Source organism: Motilibacter peucedani (assembly GCF_003634695.1).
GTDB lineage: Bacteria > Actinomycetota > Actinomycetes > Motilibacterales > Motilibacteraceae > Motilibacter > Motilibacter peucedani.
Genome location: NZ_RBWV01000001.1, coordinates 54,898 through 71,515, shown reverse-complemented (window position 1 = coordinate 71,515; position 16,618 = coordinate 54,898). Strand labels below are relative to the sequence as shown.

At 71.8% G+C, this 16,618-nt stretch carries 11 protein-coding genes and 1 tRNA gene; 11 read left to right on the top strand and 1 reads right to left on the bottom strand.

The window, feature by feature from the left end; all coding sequences use genetic code 11:
* Positions 1-21: 21 nt before the first annotated feature.
* From CLV35_RS00305 to pyk, 5 genes are all read left to right on the top strand, one after another.
* Positions 22-726 carry a VIT1/CCC1 transporter family protein gene (locus tag CLV35_RS00305; RefSeq protein WP_231121235.1) on the top strand — a complete coding sequence of 235 codons (705 nt, stop codon included), beginning with the start codon at positions 22-24 and terminating at the stop codon, positions 724-726.
* Between the two features lie 322 nt (positions 727-1,048).
* Positions 1,049-5,581, top strand: coding sequence for a glutamate synthase large subunit (gene gltB, locus CLV35_RS00300; RefSeq protein WP_121191497.1), 4,533 nt, complete (start codon positions 1,049-1,051; stop codon positions 5,579-5,581).
* A complete protein-coding gene (locus CLV35_RS00295; RefSeq protein ID WP_121191425.1) occupies positions 5,574-7,031 on the top strand; it encodes a glutamate synthase subunit beta in 1,458 nt (485 codons plus the stop codon). Before gltB ends, CLV35_RS00295 begins: the two co-directional genes overlap by 8 nt.
* 153 nt (positions 7,032-7,184) lie before the next feature.
* Positions 7,185-9,044 (top strand): S8 family peptidase, encoded by a 1,860-nt coding sequence (locus tag CLV35_RS00290; protein ID WP_231121233.1) that lies wholly within the window; start codon positions 7,185-7,187, stop codon positions 9,042-9,044.
* A gap of 102 nt (positions 9,045-9,146) precedes the next feature.
* Positions 9,147-10,604, top strand: a complete 1,458-nt coding sequence (gene pyk, locus CLV35_RS00285) for a pyruvate kinase (protein WP_121191424.1) — start codon at positions 9,147-9,149, stop codon at positions 10,602-10,604.
* 60 nt (positions 10,605-10,664) lie between these two features.
* Here pyk and CLV35_RS00280 read toward each other — a convergent pair.
* Positions 10,665-10,750: transfer RNA gene (locus CLV35_RS00280), tRNA-Leu, on the bottom strand.
* A gap of 132 nt (positions 10,751-10,882) precedes the next feature.
* Here CLV35_RS00280 and CLV35_RS00275 point away from each other — a divergent pair.
* The 6 genes from CLV35_RS00275 to CLV35_RS00250 all read left to right on the top strand — a co-directional run bounded on the left by CLV35_RS00275 (position 10,883) and on the right by CLV35_RS00250 (position 16,614).
* Positions 10,883-11,494: an ANTAR domain-containing response regulator gene (locus CLV35_RS00275; RefSeq protein WP_121191423.1), complete on the top strand. Its 612-nt coding sequence runs from the start codon at positions 10,883-10,885 to the stop codon at positions 11,492-11,494.
* A gap of 256 nt (positions 11,495-11,750) precedes the next feature.
* Positions 11,751-12,956 carry a branched-chain amino acid ABC transporter substrate-binding protein gene (locus CLV35_RS00270; protein WP_121191422.1) on the top strand — a complete coding sequence of 402 codons (1,206 nt, stop codon included), beginning with the start codon at positions 11,751-11,753 and terminating at the stop codon, positions 12,954-12,956.
* A gap of 116 nt (positions 12,957-13,072) precedes the next feature.
* Entirely contained in the window at positions 13,073-14,032 is a 960-nt protein-coding gene (locus CLV35_RS00265) for a branched-chain amino acid ABC transporter permease (protein WP_231121232.1), read from the top strand.
* A complete protein-coding gene (locus tag CLV35_RS00260; RefSeq protein WP_121191421.1) occupies positions 14,029-15,141 on the top strand; it encodes a branched-chain amino acid ABC transporter permease in 1,113 nt (370 codons plus the stop codon). The genes CLV35_RS00265 and CLV35_RS00260 overlap by 4 nt, the downstream gene beginning before the upstream one ends.
* Positions 15,138-15,911, top strand: a complete 774-nt coding sequence (locus tag CLV35_RS00255; protein WP_231121231.1) for an ABC transporter ATP-binding protein — start codon at positions 15,138-15,140, stop codon at positions 15,909-15,911. The genes CLV35_RS00260 and CLV35_RS00255 overlap by 4 nt, the downstream gene beginning before the upstream one ends.
* Positions 15,901-16,614, top strand: coding sequence for an ABC transporter ATP-binding protein (locus tag CLV35_RS00250; RefSeq protein ID WP_121191420.1), 714 nt, complete (start codon positions 15,901-15,903; stop codon positions 16,612-16,614). The genes CLV35_RS00255 and CLV35_RS00250 overlap by 11 nt, the downstream gene beginning before the upstream one ends.
* Positions 16,615-16,618 lie beyond the last annotated feature (4 nt).

Sequence of the window (16,618 nt, the reverse complement as noted above, 5' to 3'; positions counted from 1 at the left end):
GTCGAGGGAGCGGAGGAGCGGGTGGCCCGCACCGGCCCGGAGGTGCACCACACCCACCGCGACGTGAGCGGCGGCTGGCTGCGGCCGGCCGTGTTCGGCGCCATGGACGGGCTGGTGTCCAACGCTGCGCTGGTGGCCGGCGTGGCGGGTGGCAGCTCCGCCCGGCACGCGGTGCTCCTAGCGGGGCTCGCCGGCCTGTGCGCCGGCGCGTTCTCCATGGCGGCGGGGGAGTACATCTCGGTCGCCTCGCAGTCCGAGCTCGCGCAGGCCGAGATCGAGGTCGAGCGCGCCGAGCTGGCGGCCAACCCGCGCGGCGAGCGGCTCGAGCTGGTCGAGGTCTACGTCGCGCGCGGAGTCGACCGCGAGCTGGCCCGCCAGGTGGTCGACCAGCTCAGCCGCGACCCCGAGCAGGCGCTGGCCGTGCACGTGCGCGAGGAGCTCGGCCTCGACGCCGACGCGCTGCCCTCGCCACTGCTGGCCGCGGGCTCCTCGTTCGTCTCCTTCGCGCTCGGCGCGGTGCTGCCGGTGCTGCCCTACCTGCTCGGCGCAGGCCTGGCGGCCTCGGTGCTCACGACCCTCGTGGCGCTGTTCGCCGGCGGTGCGGTCGTCGCCCAGGTCACGGCGCGGCCGTGGTGGTTCAGCGGCTCGCGCCAGCTGGTGCTCGGCGGCGCGGCCCTGGCGCTGACCTACGCCGTCGGCCAGGCCGTGGGCGGCGTCGCCGGCTGAGGCGCGCCCGCGGAGAGCCCGACCACGGCCCGCGCCGCCGGCTGTCGTGCGCGCGGCCGCGGAGGCCGTACGCTTGGACTGCGCAGCCCGGCACAGCGCTGCGCGCAGGACGTCCGAGGACCGTGACCCGGTCGGTGTCCGCCACTTCCGAGTCGTTGCCGAACTGCAAGCGAACAGCGCGTACACCCCCGGCAACATTGCTGTAACCTCGCGACCGCTACGGGCCAACGTCGTCCCCCAGTCCCCCCTAACAGTGGAGGAGACGACCATGGCCACCGTGCCGTCGGCTCTGCCTGCCGTGCAGCGCCCCAGCCCCTCGCCCATGCTCAGCACGCACTCCGCGCTGCCCGCCGCCCAGGGTCTCTACGACCCGAGCGCCGAGCACGACGCGTGCGGCGTCGCCATGGTCGCCACCCTGCGCGGCACCGCCGGCCACGACATCGTCGAGCTGGCGCTCACCGCGCTGCGCAACCTCGACCACCGCGGCGCCTCGGGCGCCGAGCCCGACAGCGGTGACGGCGCGGGCATCCTGACCCAGGTGCCCGACGCCTTCCTGCGCGGCGTCCTGCCCTTCGAGCTGCCCGCCAAGGGCGCTTACGCCGTGGGCACCGGCTTCCTGCCCCACGGCGACGACGGCGCCAAGGCCGTCGCCGGCATCGAGCGCATCGCCGCCGAGGAGGGCCTGGTCGTCCTCGGCTGGCGCGACGTGCCGACGACGCCCGACATCCTCGGGCGCACCGCGCGCAGCGTCATGCCGGAGTTCCGCCAGCTGGTCGTGGCCGCCGCCGACGGCGAGGCCCGCGGCATCGCGCTCGACCGGCTCGCCTTCTGCCTGCGCAAGCGCGCCGAGCGCGAGCTCGACGTCTACTTCCCGTCGCTGTCCGCGCGCACCCTCGTCTACAAGGGCATGCTCACGACGACGCAGCTCGAGCAGTTCTTCCCCGACCTGTCCGACGAGCGCTTCGCCACCGAGCTCGCGCTGGTCCACTCGCGCTTCTCGACCAACACGTTCCCGTCGTGGCCGCTGGCGCACCCCTACCGCCTCATCGCCCACAACGGCGAGATCAACACCGTGCGCGGCAACCGCAACTGGATGGCCGCGCGCGAGAGCCTGCTCGAGTCCGACCTCGTCCCCGGCGACCTCTCGCGGCTGAGCCCGATCTGCACCCCGGGTGCGAGCGACTCCGCCAGCTTCGACGAGGTGCTCGAGCTGCTGCACCTGGGCGGGCGCTCGCTGCCGCACGCGGTGCTCATGATGATCCCCGAGGCGTGGGAGGGCGACGCCGACATGGCCCCGGCCCGCCGGGCCTTCTACGAGTACCACTCCTTCTCCATGGAGCCCTGGGACGGCCCCGCCGCCGTCTGCTTCACCGACGGCACGCTGGTCGGCGCGGTCCTCGACCGCAACGGCCTGCGCCCGGGCCGCTACTGGGTGACCGAGGACGGCCTGGTCGTGCTCGGATCCGAGGCCGGCGTGCTCGAGCTCGACCCGTCGACGGTCGTGCGCAAGGGCCGGCTGCAGCCGGGCCGGATGTTCCTGGTCGACACCGAGCGCGGGCGCATCGTCGAGGACGACGAGGTCAAGGGCGACCTGGCCGCCGCGGCGCCCTACGCCGAGTGGATCGAGCAGGGCACGGTCGACCTGCGCGAGCTGCCCGAGCGCGAGCACGTCGTGCACACCCACGCCTCGGTGACCCGGCGCCAGCGCGCGTTCGGCTACACCGAGGAGGAGCTGCGCATCCTGCTCGCCCCCATGGGCCGCAGCGGCGCCGAGCCGATCGGCTCGATGGGCACCGACACCCCGATCGCGGTCCTCTCCGAGCGTCCGCGCCTGCTGTTCGACTACTTCACCCAGCTGTTCGCGCAGGTGACCAACCCGCCGCTCGACGCCATCCGCGAGGAGCTCGTCACCTCGCTGGCCGCCAGCATCGGGCCCGAGCTCAACGCGCTCGCCGCCACGCCCGAGCACTGCCGCCAGGTCGTCGTGCCGTTCCCGGTCATCGACAACGACGAGCTCGCCAAGATCGTGCACATCAACCTGCCGGGCGTGCAGCCCGGCTACGCGACGCACGTGATCCGCGGCCTCTACGACGTCGACGGCGGCGCCGAGGCGCTGGCCCGCCGGCTGGAGGAGGTCTGCGACGAGGCCTCGCGCGCCATCGACGCCGGCGCTCAGTTCCTCGTGCTCTCCGACCGCGACTCCGACTCCACCCGCGCGGCGATCCCGTCGCTGCTGCTGACCTCCGCGGTCCACCACCACCTGATCCGGGCCAAGACCCGGCTCAAGGCCGGGCTGGTCGTCGAGGCCGGCGACGTGCGCGAGGTGCACCACGTCGCGCTGCTCATCGGCTACGGCGCGGCCGCGGTCAACCCCTACCTGGCCATGGAGACCGTCGAGGACCTCGTCCGCCAGGGCGTCGTCACCGGCGTCGAGCCCGAGCAGGCGGTCCGCAACCTGGTCAAGGCGCTCGGCAAGGGCGTCCTCAAGGTCATGAGCAAGATGGGCATCTCGACGGTCGCGTCCTACCGCGGCGCGCAGGTGTTCGAGGCCCTCGGCCTGTCGCACGAGCTGGTCGACACCTACTTCACCGGCACCCACAGCAAGCTCGGCGGCGTCGGCCTCGACGTCATCGCCGAGGAGGTGCACCGCCGGCACCGGCAGGCGTACCCCGCCTCCGGCGCGTTCCAGACGCACCGCCGGCTGGAGGTCGGCGGCGAGTACCAGTGGCGCCGCGAGGGCGAGCCGCACCTGTTCGACCCGGAGACGGTCTTCCGCCTCCAGCACTCGACCCGGGCGCGCCGCTTCGACGTCTTCCAGCAGTACACCGAGCGGGTCAACGACCAGGCCAAGCGGCTGATGACGCTGCGCGGGCTGTTCGAGCTCAAGACCGAGGGCCGCACGCCGGTGCCGCTCGACGAGGTCGAGCCGGTCTCCGAGATCGTCAAGCGCTTCGGCACCGGCGCGATGAGCTACGGCTCCATCAGCCAGGAGGCGCACGAGACCCTCGCCGTCGCGATGAACCGCCTCGGCGGCAAGTCGAACACCGGTGAGGGCGGCGAGGACGCCGACCGCCTGCACGACCCCGTGCGCCGCAGCGCCGTCAAGCAGGTCGCCAGCGGTCGGTTCGGGGTGACCAGCGACTACCTGGTCAACGCCGACGACATCCAGATCAAGATGGCGCAGGGCGCCAAGCCCGGCGAGGGCGGCCAGCTGCCCGGCCACAAGGTCTACCCGTGGGTGGCGCGCACCCGGCACTCCACGCCGGGCGTCGGGCTCATCTCCCCGCCGCCGCACCACGACATCTACTCGATCGAGGACCTCGCCCAGCTCATCCACGACCTGAAGAACGCCAACCGCGAGGCGCGGGTCCACGTCAAGCTGGTCTCCGAGGTCGGGGTCGGCACCATCGCGGCCGGCGTCAGCAAGGCGCACGCCGACGTGGTGCTCATCTCCGGGCACGACGGCGGCACCGGCGCCTCGCCGCTGACGAGCCTCAAGCACGCCGGCGCGCCGTGGGAGCTGGGCCTCGCCGAGACCCAGCAGACCCTGCTGCTCAACGGCCTGCGCGACCGCATCGTCGTGCAGACCGACGGCCAGCTGAAGACCGGGCGCGACGTCGTCATCGCCGCGCTGCTGGGCGCCGAGGAGTTCGGCTTCGCCACCGCTCCGCTGGTGGTCTCGGGCTGCATCATGATGCGCGTCTGCCACCTCGACACCTGTCCGGTCGGCGTCGCCACGCAGAACCCCGAGCTGCGCAAGCGGTTCAACGGCTCGCCCGACTTCGTGGTCACCTTCTTCGAGTACATCGCCGAGGAGGTGCGGGCCCTGCTCGCGCAGCTCGGCTTCCGCTCGGTGCTCGAGGCGGTCGGCCACGCCGAGCTGCTCGACACCACGGCCGCGGTCGACCACTGGAAGGCCTCCGGGCTCGACCTGTCGCCGCTGCTGCACGTGCCCGACCTGCCCGAGGGGACGCCGCTGCACAACACGACCGGCCAGGACCACGGCCTCGACAAGGCGCTCGACCACCAGCTGATCGCGCTGGCCTCCGACGCGCTCGAGTCGGGCAGCCCGGTGCGCATCGAGCTCCCGGTGCGCAACGTCAACCGCACGGTCGGCACGATGCTCGGCTACGAGGTGACCAAGCGCTACGGCGGTGCGGGCCTGCCCGACGAGACCATCGCGGTCACGCTCACCGGGTCCGCCGGCCAGTCGCTCGGCGCGTTCCTGCCCAAGGGCGTGTCGATCCGGCTGCACGGCGACGCCAACGACTACCTCGGCAAGGGGCTGTCCGGCGGTCGCCTGGTGGTCCGGCCCGACGCGTCGGCGCCCTTCGTCGCCGAGCGCAACACCATCGCGGGCAACGTCGCGCTCTACGGCGCGACGGCGGGCGAGGTCTTCCTCTCCGGTCTCGTGGGGGAGCGGTTCTGCGTGCGCAACTCCGGCGCCACCGCGGTCGTCGAGGGCGTGGGCGACCACGCCTGCGAGTACATGACCGGCGGCATCGCGGTGATCCTCGGCCCGACCGGCCGCAACGTCGCCGCCGGCATGTCCGGCGGCGTGGCCTACGTGCTCGACATGCGCCGCGAGCGGCTCAACGGCGACATGGCCGACATCGAGGAGCTCGACGGCGAGGACGCCGACCTGCTCCGCCTGCTCGTCACGCGCCACCGCGAGGAGACGGGGTCGGCCGTCGCGCTGCGCCTGCTCTCCGACTGGGACGCGGCACTGGCGCGGTTCACCAAGGTGATGCCGCGCGACTACAAGCGCGTCCTCGAGGCGCGCGCCAAGGCCCTGGCCGAGGGCTACGACAGCGAGCGCGTCGACGAGATGGTGATGGAGTCCGCACGTGGCTAACCCCCGAGGTTTCCTGGAGAAGGGGCGCGAGCTCCCCAAGCGGCGTCCCGTGGACGTGCGCATCCGCGACTGGCGCGAGGTCTACGAGGAGATGAGCTCCGACGACCTGCGCGCGCAGGCCGGCCGGTGCATGGACTGCGGCATCCCGTTCTGCCACAACGGCTGCCCGCTCGGGAACCTCATCCCCGAGTGGAACGACCTGACCTGGCGCGACGACTGGCGCGAGGCGATCGAGCGGCTGCACGCGACCAACAACTTCCCGGAGTTCACCGGGCGGCTGTGCCCCGCGCCGTGCGAGAGCGCGTGCGTGCTCGGCATCGGCGACGACCCGGTGACGATCAAGCAGGTCGAGGTCTCGATCATCGACCGGGCGTGGGACGAGGGCTGGGTCCAGCCCAAGGCCCCCGGCCGGCTCACCGGCAAGACCGTCGCCGTGGTCGGCTCGGGTCCCGCGGGGCTCGCCGCCGCCCAGCAGCTGACCCGCGCCGGGCACACGGTCGCGGTCTACGAGCGCGCCGACGAGCCGGGCGGCCTGCTGCGCTACGGCATCCCCGAGTTCAAGATGGAGAAGCGCCACGTCGAGCGCCGCATCGCGCAGATGAAGGCCGAGGGCACCCGGTTCCGCACCGGCATCGCCATCGGCACCGACATCAGCGCCGACGAGCTCTACGCCCGCTACGACGCCGTCGTGCTGGCCGTGGGCGCGACGGCGTGGCGCGACCTGCCGGTCCCCGGCCGCGAGAGCACCGGGATCCTGCAGGCGATGGAGTACCTCCCGCACGCCAACCGCCACGCCCGCGACGCGAACTACTCGGTGCCCGTCACGGCCGAGGGCAAGGACGTCGTGATCATCGGCGGCGGCGACACCGGAGCCGACTGCCTCGGCACCGCCATCCGCCAGGGCGCGCGCTCCATCACCCAGCTCGAGATCATGCCCCGCCCCTCGGACAGCCGCCCCGGCAGCCAGCCGTGGCCGACGATGCCGATGACCTACAAGGTCACCTCCGCCCACGAGGAGGGCGGCGAGCGCATGTACGCGGTCAACACCCAGGCGTTCCTCGCCGACGACGAGGGCGGGGTGCGCGCGCTGCAGCTGGTCGAGGTCGAGATGGTCGAGGGTCGCTTCCAGCCGGTCGAGGGCACCGAGCGCGAGATCCCCGCGCAGCTGGTTCTGCTGGCGATGGGCTTCGTGGGCCCGGAGAAGGGCTCGCTGCTCGAGCAGCTGGGCGTCGCGCTCGACGCGCGCGGCAACGTCGTGCGCGACGACTCCTACGCGTCGAGCGTCCCGGGCGTCTTCGTGGCCGGCGACGCCGGCCGCGGGCAGTCGCTCATCGTCTGGGCGATCGCGGAGGGCCGGGCGTGCGCGAACGGCGTCGACGCGTACCTCCGCGGCGGTCCCTCGGAACTGCCGCGACCGATCCCGCCGACGGCGCGTCCGCTGCTCGTCTGACCCTCGTCCCGCAGACCACGACGGGACCCCGTGCGCCGCGTGCGCCGGGGTCCCGTCAGCGTCTGCGGCGAGTCGCGCGGCCCGGGGCCTTCCCACTGTCGGCCCCGCGGGCTAGTGTCCGGGCTTCCGCTCCGTCGCTAGCAGGGAGACCCCGTGCATCGACTGTCCCGGAGGCGCACCGCAGCCTCCGCCCTCTCCGCCGTGGCGCTCGGCGCCGCCGCGCTGGCCGTCGCGCCGAGCGCGACCGCCTCGACCAGCTCGTCGTCGGCGAGGACCGCCACCATCTCCTACGTGGTGCTCGCCAAGGACGGCGTCGCGGCGTCCAAGGTCGCCAAGGCCGTGAAGGCGGCCGGCGGCACCGTGAAGTCGTCCAACACGGCCGTCGGGCTGCTCACCGTGTCGTCGGACCGCGCCGCCTTCGCCCGGTCGCTCCAGCGCACCGGGCTCGTCGACGGCGTCGCGCACGACATCACCATCGGCCACGCGCCGAGTTCCAAGCTCGTCGCGCCGTCGGCGTCGGTCGAGAAGGCCGCGCGCGCGGCGCTCGCGAAGGCGGCCACCACCCGCCGCGCCTCCAAGGAGCCCTCGAAGCTCGGCAAGGCCGTCGTCCGTCAGAACGTGCGCCCGCGCCCGGGCGCCAAGACCACCTCGACGCCGGACCCGCTCGACGCGAAGTCCTACGGCCTGTCGATGATCCACGCGGCGCAGGCGCACCAGGTCCAGGCCGGCGACGCCCGCGTGCTCGTCGGTGACATCGACACCGGCATGGACGCCAAGCAGCCGGACATCGCGCCGAACTTCAACGCCGCCCTGTCGCGCAACTTCACGACCGACATCCCCAACGTCATCGGGCCGGACGGCAAGCCGGTGCTCGACGACAAGGGCGAGCCGGTCGTCCTGGACGGCCCCTGCGAGTACGCCGGGTGCAAGGACCCGGCGAACGTCGACGGTGCCGAGCACGGCACCCACACCGCGGGCACGATCGCCGCGGCGGCCAACGGGCTCGGCGTCTCCGGCGTCGCCCCTGGCGTCTCGCTGGTCAACCTGCGCGCCGGCCAGGACAGCGGCTACTTCTTCCTGCAGCCGACCGTCGACGCGCTCACCTACGCGGCCGACAACGGCATCGACGTGGTCAACATGTCGTTCTACGTCGACCCGTGGCTCTTCAACTGCGAGAAGAACCCGGCCGACAGCCCGGCCGAGCAGGCCGAGCAGCACGTCATCATCAAGGCGATGAACCGCGCGCTCAAGTACGCCTACCACCACGACGTGACCATGGTCTCGGCCGCGGGCAACGACTACACCGACCTGGCCTCGCCCTCGGTCGACACGTCCAGCCCCGACTACGGCGCCGCACCGCACGCGCGGCAGATCGACCCGGCGACCTGCGTCTCGATGCCGACCCAGGGCCCGAACGTCATCGCGGTGTCCGACATCGCGAAGTCCGGCCGCAAGTCCTACTTCTCCAACTGGGGCCTCGGCCAGATCGACGTAGCGGCCCCGGGCGGCGACTTCTACGACGGCTACGGCACGCCCGCCTACCGCACCAACGAGAACCTCGTGCTCTCGACCTACCCCGTCGAGGTCATGCAGGCCGAGGGCGACGTCGACTCCGCGGGCAACATCACGCCCGCCGGCGTGGTCGACGGGGTCATCGAGCAGTGCCCGGCCGGGGTCACCGACTACCACCTCTGCGGCTGGTACGGCTGGCTCCAGGGCACGTCGATGGCCTCGCCGCACGCGGCCGGAGTGGCGGCGCTGATCGTCAGCCAGTACGGCAAGGGCAGCACGCAGGCCGACTTCACCATGCGGCCCAAGGAGGTCGCCCGGGTCCTGCTGGGCACCGCGACCGACACCCCGTGCCCCACGCCGGCGCTGCAGACCTACGCACCGCTCTCGACCGTCTACAACGCCACCTGCACCGGTGACGCGCACTACAACAGCTTCTTCGGCTACGGCGTCGTCGACGCCGCCGCCGCGGTGGGCCTCGACGCGGCGCACGTGCGCCCGTGACCCAGCTCGTCACTCGCTGACACCCGCTGACGACGGCGCCCGGTGCCCCTGCAGGGGGTACCGGGCGTCGTCGTCCCGCGCGGGTTCACTACTCTTGGCCCCATGCGCCGTGCGAAGATCGTCTGTACGCTCGGCCCGTCCGTCGACGGGTACGAGCGCATCAAGGCCCTCATCCAGGCGGGCATGAACGTCGCCCGCTTCAACCTCAGCCACGCCGACCACGCCGAGCACGAGGCCCGCTACAAGTGGGTCCGCGACGCCTCGGCCGAGCTCGACATGCCTGTCGCCGTCCTCGTCGACCTCCAGGGCCCGAAGATCCGCACCGGCTACTTCGCCGAGGGTCCGGTGATGCTCGCCGCGGGGGACACCTTCACGATCACGACCGAGGACGTCGACGGCGACTCCTCCATCGTGTCGACGACCTACAAGGGCCTGGCCGGAGACGTCGCCCCCGGTGACCCGATCCTCATCGACGACGGCCGCGTCTCGCTCGAGGTCGTCGAGGTCGACGGCCCGCGTGTCGTCACCCGCGTCGTCGAGGGCGGGGTCGTCTCGAACTCCAAGGGCATCAACCTGCCGGGCGTCGGGGTCAGCGTCCCCGCGCTGTCGGAGAAGGACATCGCCGACCTGCGCTGGGCGCTGCACCTGCGCGCCGACGTGATCGCGCTCTCGTTCGTGCGCGACGCCAAGGACATCGAGGACGTCCACCGGATCATGGACGAGGAGGGTGTCCGCCTCCCCGTCATCGCCAAGATCGAGAAGCCGCAGGCCGTCGACGCGCTCGAGGGCATCGTCGACGCGTTCGACGGCATCATGGTGGCCCGCGGCGACCTCGGCGTCGAGCTCCCGCTCGAGCAGGTGCCGCTGGTGCAGAAGCGCTGCGTCGACATCGCGCGCCGCTACGCCAAGCCGGTCATCGTCGCGACGCAGATGCTCGAGTCGATGATCTCGGCCTCGCGCCCGACGCGCGCCGAGACGAGCGACGTCGCCAACGCCGTCCTCGACGGCGCCGACGCGGTCATGCTCAGCGGCGAGACGAGCGTCGGCAAGTACGCGCTCGAGACCGTCGCCACGATGGCGCGGATCGTCGAGACCGTCGAGGTCAACGGCCTGGGCGAGATCCGCCCGCTCACCAGCCGGCCGCACTCGAAGTCGGGCGCCATCACGCGCGCCGCGGCCGAGGTCGCCGAGGCGCTCGGTGCGACCTACCTGGTCACGTTCACGCAGAGCGGCGACTCGGCCCGCCGGGTCTCCCGCCTGCGCCACGAGACCCCGCTGCTCGCGTTCACGCCCGACTCGGCGACCCGTCGCCAGCTCGCGCTCTCCTGGGGCATCACCACCTTCGAGGTGCCGATGGTCCAGCACACCGACCAGATGGTGCTCCACGTCGACAAGACGCTGCTCGAGCTCGGGCTCTCGCAGGAGGGCGACCTCGTGGTGATCGTCGCCGGTGCCCCGCCCGGCATCCCGGGCTCGATCAACTCGATGCGCGTGCACAAGATCGGTGACGCGGTCAACAAGGTCGCGCCCGCCTACGGCGACCTGGCCCCGGCCCAGTAGCCGACCCCGGCACGCACGACAGCGCCGCCCCGCGGGACTCCCGCCGGGCGGCGCTGTCGCTGGTGCCGAGGGCGGGACTCGAACCCGCACGCCCTTGCGGGCAGAGGTTTTTGAGACCTCCGTGTCTGCCGTTCCACCACCCCGGCGGGCGGACGCCCAGCGTAGTGCAGCGCTGCTCGGACGCTGCCGGGCGCCGGTGCCCGCTCGCACCAGTACGCTGTCCGACACGCTGCTGCTGCGCCGCAGGAGCGACGAGCTGCCCGACCCGGAGGAGTCCCATGCCGAGCCCCAGCACCCAGCGACGTGTCGTGATCGCCGAGGACGAGGCGCTCATCCGCCTGGACCTGCGCGAGATGCTCGAGGAGGAGGGCTGGACGGTCGTCGGCGAGGCCGGCGACGGCGAGGAGGCCGTCCGGCTGGCCGAGGAGCTGCGCCCCGACCTGGTCGTCTGCGACATCAAGATGCCCAAGCTCGACGGCATCAGCGCGGCGACCCGCATCGGCGAGGCGCGGCTGGCGCCGGTCGTCATGCTCACCGCCTTCAGCCAGCGCGAGCTGGTCGAGCGCGCCCGCGACGCCGGCGCGATGGCCTACGTCGTGAAGCCGTTCGGGCGCTCCGACCTGGTCCCCGCCATCGAGCTCGCCGTCGCCCGCTACCAGGAGACCAAGGCGCTCGAGGCCGAGGTCGCCGACCTGCAGGAGCGGTTCGAGACCCGCAAGCTCGTCGACCGGGCCAAGGGCCTGCTCCAGGTGTCGCTCGGCCTGTCCGAGCCCGAGGCGTTCCGCTGGCTGCAGAAGACCGCCATGGACCGCCGCGCCCCCATGCGCGAGATCGCCGCGTCGGTCATCGAGGCCGGTGGCGCCCCCGCCGTCGAGGCCGAGGCCAACTAGCAGCCGGCACGCCCGCCGCCCGCCCTGCCCGGGTCTGCGGCGGTCTGCACGGGACCGGGGGACCGCCGCGTCGGCCGCCCGTGTTTCCCGCGTGTCACAACCTTGTTGCAATGGTGCGCGGCGTGCCGTGAGGGGCGCCGGGGGCTGGTACTACTTGCATCCCGGAGCGCGGCACGCCCTCCAGGGGGCTCCGCGTGCCGGTTGCGATGTTCAGGAACGGTCCAGGGAGTGTCCCGGACCGCAGGAAGGAGACACAGTGCGCAACGTCCAGCGAGGGGCATCCGTCTTCGCGGTGCTCGCGGCCCTCAGCCTCGGCGTTACCGCCTGTGGCGGCAGCAGCGCCAGCGACGACTCGGGCAGCGCGCCCGCCGGTTCCAGCGCCGCCAGCGGCGGCACGGGCGGCGGCGGCTCGTCGGTCAACATCGGCTTCATGGGCGCGCTGACCGGCCCCAACGCCCAGCTCGGCATCAACATCAAGCAGGGCGCCGAGGTGGCGATCAACGCCTACAACGCCTCGAACCCCGCGGTGAAGATCACGCTCAAGGACTACGACACGGCGGGCGACCCCGCCCAGGCCACGTCGCTGGCGCCCAAGGTCGCCTCCGACAAGGTCGTCGGCGTCATCGGCCCGGCCTTCTCCGGCGAGTCGAAGACCGCCGTCCCGACGCTCGAGGAGGCGGGGATCCCCAACATCTCCGCCTCGGCCACCAACGCCACGCTCTCGGCCAACGGCTGGAAGTTCTGGCACCGCGTCCTCGCGAACGACGACGTGCAGGGCCCCGGCGTCGCGGGCTTCATCACCGGCCCGCTCGGCGCCAAGAAGGTCGCCGTCATCGACGACCAGAGCGAGTACGGCAAGGGCCTCGCCGACGTCGTCGCCAAGACGATCGGCTCGGCGGCCAGCCCCCGCGACTCGATCGACCCGAAGGCCGACGACTACTCCTCGACCGTCAGCAAGATCAAGTCCGCCAACCCGGACGCGATCTTCTACGGCGGCTACTACGCCGAGGCGGCGAAGTTCGTCAAGCAGCTCCGCGACGGCGGCGTGACCGCGAAGTTCGTCTCGGGCGACGGAACGCTCGACCAGAAGTTCATCGACGGCGGCAAGGACGCGGCCGAGGGCGCGTTCCTGTCCTGCACCTGCGTGCTGGCCACCGCGTCCGACGACCCGGCCGTGCAGAAGTTCATCGACGACTACACCAAGGCCTACGGCACCGGCCCGGCCACCTACTCGGCCGAGGGCTTCGACGCGGCCACCGCGTTCATCAAGGCGCTGCAGGCCGGCAAGACCTCGCCCGCCGACATCAACACCTTCCTCAGCACCGAGGACTTCAAGGGCATCTCCAAGCCCATCAAGTGGGACGACAAGGGCGAGCTGACCTCCGGCTCGGTCTACATGCACGAGGTCAAGGACGGCAAGATCATCGCGCTGGGCGACTACAAGACGGCCAAGCCGCAGTAGTCCCCTCGCGGTCGTCCGCAAGGCCCTGACCCCATGACCCGGCGCACCGCCACGGTGGTGCGCCGGGTCCCTGGTTCCGGACCCGGCCCGCAGCCGGGGTCCACGGAGGAACTCTTGTGAGCGGTTTCGTCGACCAGTTCTGGTCGTCAACCATCGACGGGCTGACCATCGGCTCGATCTACGCCCTCGTGGCGCTCGGCTACACCCTCGTCTACGGCGTGCTGCGCCTGATCAACTTCGCGCACTCCGAGATCTTCATGATCGGCACGTTCGCCGCGCTCGGCACCGTGTCGATGTTCGGGCTCGACGCCCCCGCCACGGGGTTCCTGCTCGTGGCGGTGCTGCTCTGCGCCACCGCCGCCGGCATGCTGGCGGCCGGCGCGAGCGCGGTCGTCCTCGAGCGGGTGGCCTACCGGCCGCTGCGCAACCGGGGGAGCAACCGGCTCGCCGCCCTGATCTCCGCGATCGGCGCCAGCCTGTTCCTCCAGGAGCTCTTCGCGGCCCGCATCCACAACGGCGCGATCCACCTCACCGGTCGCGACTACATCAACACCGACCGCGTGCTGAAGAAGTCCACGCTGTTCCACATCGGCGACGGCATCGTCCGTGCCGACAAGCTGCTGGTCTTCGTCGCCGCGATCCTCATGATGCTGGTCCTCGACCGCTTCGTGAACAAGACGCGCCTCGGGCGCGGCATCCGCGCGACCGCGCAGGACAGCGAGAGCGCCGTCCTCATGGGCGTCAACATCGACCGCGTGATCGTGCTGACGTTCCTCATCGGCGGCGCGATGGCCGGCCTCGCCGGCGCCCTCTACGTCGTCTACTTCGAGCAGACCAAGAACCTCATCGGCTTCGTGCTCGGCATCAAGGCGTTCACCGCCGCGGTGCTCGGCGGCATCGGCAACCTGCGCGGAGCCCTGCTCGGCGGGCTGTCGATCGGGCTGATGGAGAACTACGGCGCGAGCATCTTCGGCGCCGAGTGGAAGGACGTCATCACGTTCTCCATCCTGGTCCTGGTCCTGCTGTTCCGGCCCACTGGTCTGCTGGGCGAGTCCATGGGGAGGTCGAAGGCATGAGCACCCTCGTCAGCGGGTCCACGACGCGGGGCGGCCGTCGGCCGTCCCTGCCGAGCTGGGACCGCGTGCCCGCGGCGGTGCGGTGGGCCGCGTACCTCCTGCTGTTCGTCGTGGCGCTGTGGCTCCCGTCGGTGCCGGGCATCGCCAACGTCATGAGTCCCCAGAACGACTGGGGCGGCGTGCTGGTCTACCCCATCGGCCTCTACATCGTCATGGCGCTCGGGCTCAACGTCGTCGTCGGCTACGCCGGCCTGCTCGACCTCGGCTACGTCGCGTTCTTCGCGATCGGCGCCTACACCGTCGGCGTCCTGACGACCAAGTACGACTGGTCGTTCTGGCCCGCCCTGGTCGTCGGTGTCGTCCTCTCGATGGCGGCGGGCCTGCTGCTCGGCACTCCGACGCTGCGCCTGCGCGGCGACTACCTCGCCATCGTCACCCTCGGCTTCGGTGAGATCATCCGCGTCACCGCCAACAACACCGACTGGCTGGGTGGTCCTCGAGGCATCTCGCAGATCCCGCGCCCGCCGAACGTCGGCGACACCCTCGAGTTCGGTGCGCTGAAGGCGAAGGCCTACTGGTACGTCATCGTCGTCCTGATCGTGCTGATCATCCTGATCGCGAAGCGGCTGGAGGACAGCCGCGTCGGGCGGGCGTGGGCCGCGATCCGCGAGGACGAGGACGCCGCCGAGCTGATGGGCGTGCCGACCCTGAAGTTCAAGCTGGCCGCCTTCTTCATCGGCGCCGGCATCGCCGGCTCCGGCGGCGCGGTGTTCGCCTCGCGGCAGACCGCGATCGTGCCCGACAACTTCCCCTTCGTGCTGTCGGCGCTCATCCTGGCCGCAGTGGTGCTGGGTGGTTCTGGCAACATCCCCGGCGTCATCCTGGGTGCGTTCCTCATCGCCTGGCTGCCGGAGCGGTTCCGCCAGTTCGTCGAGTGGCGCCAGCTGTTCTTCGGTGCCGCGCTGGTCCTCATCATGATCTTCCGCCCGGAGGGCCTGCTGCCGAACCGCCAGCGCAGGGCCGAGATGCAAGAGGGCACCGGCGGCATGGGCAGCCTCGGTGCCGAGGTCGGCCCGGTCGCGGTGCAGAACGTGGAGGTGGACGAGTGAGCCGGCTGCTCGAGCTGCGCGACGTCACCATGCGCTTCGGCGGCCTGACCGCCGTCAACGAGCTCGACCTGCACGTCGACGAGGGCGAGATCTTCGCCCTCATCGGACCCAACGGCGCGGGCAAGACCACGGCGTTCAACGTGACCACCGGGGTCTACACCGCCACCAGCGGCACGCTGACGTTCATGGGGGAGCAGCTGCCCAGCGGGGCGCCGCACCTGGTGACCCGCCGCGGCATCGCCCGGACGTTCCAGAACATCCGCCTGTTCGGCAACATGACCGCGCTCGAGAACGTCATGGTCGGTGCCGACGCGCGCCACAAGACCGGTGCCATCAGCGCGATCCTCGGCCTACCGCTGCACCGCGTGGAGCAGCGCGACGGCAAGGCGCGGGCGCTCGAGCTGCTCGAGCTGGTCGGCATCCGCCGGGTGGCCGAGGAGACCTCGAAGAACCTCTCCTACGGCGACCAGCGCCGGCTGGAGATCGCCCGGGCGCTGGCGACCGAGCCCAAGCTGCTCCTGCTCGACGAGCCAGCCGCCGGCATGAACCCGGCCGAGAAGGTCGAGCTGCAGGCGCTGATCCGCCGCATCCGCGACACCGGAGTCGCCGTGCTGCTCATCGAGCACGACATGAGCCTCGTCATGACCATCAGCGACCGCGTGGCGGTCCTGGACTTCGGCCAGAAGATCGCCGAGGGGCTGCCCGCCGAGGTGCAGAACGACCCGCGGGTCATCGAGGCCTACCTGGGAGTGCCCACAGATGCTGCTTGAGATCGACGACATCTCCGTCTACTACGGCAAGATCGCGGCGCTCAAGGGCATCTCGGTCGACGTCGCCGAGGGCGAGATCGTCGCGCTGATCGGCGCCAACGGCGCGGGCAAGACCACCACCCTGAAGACGGTGTCGGGCCTGCGTGCGGTGACCAAGGGCGCGATCCGCCTGCGCGGCCAGGACATCACGCGGGTGCCGGGGCACAAGCGCGTCGCGCTCGGGCTCTGCCAGGCACCCGAGGGCCGCGGCGTCTTCCCGGGCCTCACGGTGCTCGAGAACCTCTACATGGGCGCCTACATCCGCAAGGACGAGCTCAAGGCCGACATCGACCGCGTCTTCACGCTGTTCCCGCGGCTGGCCGAGCGCAAGGACCAGGCCGGGGGCACGCTGTCCGGCGGCGAGCAGCAGATGCTCGCCATCGGCCGCGCGCTCATGGCCCAGCCCAAGGTGCTGCTGCTCGACGAGCCCTCGATGGGCCTCGCGCCCAAGGTCATCCAGCTGATCTTCCAGATCATCAAGGAGATCAACGAGCAGGGCGTCACCGTGCTGCTGGTCGAGCAGAACGCCTCTCAGGCGCTCGCGCTCGCCGACCGCGCCTACGTCCTCGAGACCGGTCGCGTGGTGCGCAGCGCCACCGGCCGCGAGCTGCTGCACGACCCGTCGGTGCGCGCCGCCTACCTCGGCGGCGACGTCTCCGCCTGACCGC